The organism is Methanogenium sp. MK-MG, from assembly GCF_009914725.1.
Taxonomy (GTDB): domain Archaea; phylum Halobacteriota; class Methanomicrobia; order Methanomicrobiales; family Methanomicrobiaceae; genus Methanogenium.
Genome location: NZ_JAAAWJ010000133.1, coordinates 1 through 2,954 on the forward strand (window position 1 = coordinate 1; position 2,954 = coordinate 2,954).

Below are 2,954 nucleotides of genomic sequence, written 5' to 3' on the forward strand. Positions count from 1 at the left end.
GTCAAAAGCCATACACATAGCATCGAAAAGATGTTGCACGGGGTTCACCCGAACGGATTAAGAATGGTTGAACCCCACGCGTGCCCGGAGGCAAAACTGTGTTGGCCTTACCATTACTTGAACGCTTCGCCTTTTTGCCTCCTGGGACCGGAAAATTTGGAGGAAAAACATGAAAATGAAAAAAGAAATGTGGGCTTTGTCTGTGATTTTTATGCTGCTGCTGGTATCCACAGCAGCAGTTTCGGCAGGAAATGAATTGGATAACAGAAAAATCATTGAAAACAATTATGTGTCGGTAGAAATGGCATATTGTATTGCAAATGCCACTTTTGACGACTTTCTGAATTCAGGTGCATTGCCAGAAGAAGAATTTCAAAATGCAGTGATCAACAGGATTCCTCTGATTATCTATGATATCAATGGACTGAAGTTATATTATCAATTTAACTTGGAAATTGATGGCGAGAATGTAGGTTTTATACGAGCCGCAGCAAGCAAAGTATCAGGATGTACTGTAACAATGGTGCAGGATCACCCGGATGCCACAGACTACAAACTTGCAGAGGAAAATTCAAAAAAAATTCTGATTGCAAAATACGGAGTTTCAGCACTTTCATCTCCTAAAGTTGTCTGTTACAGTTATCCGAAAACGGGCATACTGTTTGAAACCATAAATTGTGATGGAAAAATAACAAGAATCATTCTGGATGCTTATGACTATTCAATAATTCCTGAAAGAAAACCTGCTTTTAAAGGCGATGCGGGGATGTGGTCTGTATATGATGATATAGAGTGTGATTCTATTCAAAACAGGCTTTTGAAATGGGATGAAAATGTGAAAAACATTGAATTTTATGATGACAAAAGCTCTCTCATCGATATTAGTGCCCGGAGCACTTTTAATTACAGGAAAATCTGGAATATTAACAATCTTGTAGCACAGCCGAATCAGTTCTGGTGTTGTGTAGCCTCAGGAAAGATGATTGCTGAATGGTTTAGTTCCAGTCATACGTTTGACTATATTGCAGGTGAAATGGATGCAGGGACATCTCAAAACCCCAAAGGAGCAACAGTATTCGGTGAACTTGATTATTATGAAGATTCTCCTACAGGTTTGAACAGAAATGTACAACACTGTAATCATCCTGGTTCGGTTACATGGGATAATGCATATGAGCACATACAGACAAAGAGCGATCCATTGACATCAGCTGTATCAGCTCATGAGAGAGTCTGTGCCGGATGGGGCCAGTACACGTCAGGAGATCAGTATTTATATATCTTTGACCCCGCGCCCATAAATGTTGGAAGTACATATTGGGAAAATTGGGACAGTGTAACCCATTCTGAGTATATATTAGTTGATTGACAGGTAGCAGTATCCATATTTGAATTAACATACGTATCAATCGGTGAGATAAATGAAGAAAAAACTCATATTTTTAGTCCTTATTTTTATTTTTTTATCTGGAGTTATTTCCGGATGTATTGAAAACAATAATCAGGATACTGAAAAATTCCCGTCAGATAATCAGACCGTAAATGTAAGTGAATTAAATTCCCTGACAGAAGAAGAGACTGAAATGCTTGATAAAATGCTGTGGGTTCCTGAGATCATATTTGATGGCAATACGTCAGATTCAGTCATAAATGCCACCGCTGAGAAATATTTTGGGGAAAACAGTCTCTGGAAGATAAGAGACGAACCAGTTTATGTAAATTCCTATCTCAAATCAGATAAAGACCACTTTGAAGGATACAAAGCTGATTTACAGAATGACAGCCTCGTGGAGATCGGAAACCCGGCTTTACCCTGGTTATACACAATTGTTGAACCCGAAAAAGCGATTGACGGAGATATTATCCTGGCGACATATATATCAAGAGAAAATATATCCGAAGAATTCAACAGGATCACGGATTCCGGAATCCCCATTAAAAGAACAAAATCCGCAATAATCAGCACATCATATGCAGCAAATAATTCAGATTCTAAAATGACCACCGCAGTTGATGAATGCAACAGAGATGACACTGTGCTTTTTGTGCTCAAAATATATCTCAAGTGCTGATACGTTTGATTTCGCCCCCTCACTAAGAAAACCATTTGAATGAACGGCTCTGGAGAAATGTTGCGAAGCGAAAGACGGTGTGCGTAAAGATGCAAACCGGTCGGATGAATATTGGAAACAGGGACTGTACTGAGTCAACTTTTTTGCCCTTTTTTGACCCTCTTTGATCCCCGGTATTAGCGAATCGGGGGGTAAAAATCGTGTATTTTCTGCTCATATTTATTCCTGAAAAAATATGTGTTTAATGCCGGTTATTTGCTGAAATATCGGTTGATTGCAGACTAATAAGGGGTCGCTATTGTTTGTAATTTTGGGGAGGATGTATGGGTTGTCTCGACTGAGATAGGCTCCCTCCGGGCTTCTGTGTGGATGCGGATTTTCGGGATACTGGCTCATTTAAGGGTTATTTATGCGTTGCTTAACTTGGTAAAGGGATTTTGTCCCCAACGTAACAAGAACCGCAGCCCGCAGCTCAGATGATTCCTTTTTGTGCCTGACCGGTCGCATCCGCAGCCGGATGGTTAGGCAGGTAATCCCGGAGAATTTCCTTTGCTTTTGGATTGATCAGGTAGTGTACGTACTTCCCGGATTTTGTGGCGGAAACGGTGCCGTCAGCACACAGGCGTTCCATCTGCCAGGTCGTGGCAGATCCTGATATGCCAAGGTACCCGGCGACCTCTTTACGTGAAACGTTTGGATGAAGGATCAGGATTTCATAGATCTGCCGCACCGTAGTGCTTCTGAGCTGCATAATTACAGTCTGCTGAAAATCCCCATATTTTCCACTATTCTCAAAATATCCGGTATATCCACCTTTATTAACTGAGATGATCTTGTGTTCCCTCTTTAACATCTTGAGGTGATACTGTTGTTTTCCCTTCC

Annotated in this window: 3 protein-coding genes; 2 read left to right on the forward strand and 1 reads right to left on the reverse strand. The window is 40.8% G+C overall.

The genetic code is table 11. The features are described 5' to 3' along the window. The first annotated feature begins 175 nt into the window (after window positions 1-175). Together MKMG_RS11205 and MKMG_RS11210 are read left to right on the forward strand one after the other, a co-directional pair. On the forward strand, window positions 176-1,369 hold the full coding sequence (locus MKMG_RS11205; protein ID WP_165078019.1) for a hypothetical protein: 1,194 nt from the start codon (window positions 176-178) through the stop codon (window positions 1,367-1,369). A gap of 52 nt (window positions 1,370-1,421) precedes the next feature. Next, window positions 1,422-2,072 (forward strand): hypothetical protein, encoded by a 651-nt coding sequence (locus tag MKMG_RS11210; RefSeq protein ID WP_165078021.1) that lies wholly within the window; start codon window positions 1,422-1,424, stop codon window positions 2,070-2,072. Window positions 2,073-2,544: 472 nt separating this feature from the next. On the opposite strand, the gene MKMG_RS11215 is transcribed toward MKMG_RS11210, so the two are convergent. Next, a partial coding sequence (locus MKMG_RS11215) for a winged helix-turn-helix transcriptional regulator (RefSeq protein ID WP_216842909.1) occupies window positions 2,545-2,954 on the reverse strand: 410 nt, incomplete at its 5' end.

What these genes read in the sequence shown, in the direction of transcription:
- MKMG_RS11205 (WP_165078019.1), top strand. Translation starts at nt 176, where the DNA reads ATGAAAAAAGAAATGTGGGCTTTGTCTGTGATTTTTATGCTGCTGCTG.
- MKMG_RS11210 (WP_165078021.1), top strand. Translation starts at nt 1,422, where the DNA reads ATGAAGAAAAAACTCATATTTTTAGTCCTTATTTTTATTTTTTTATCT.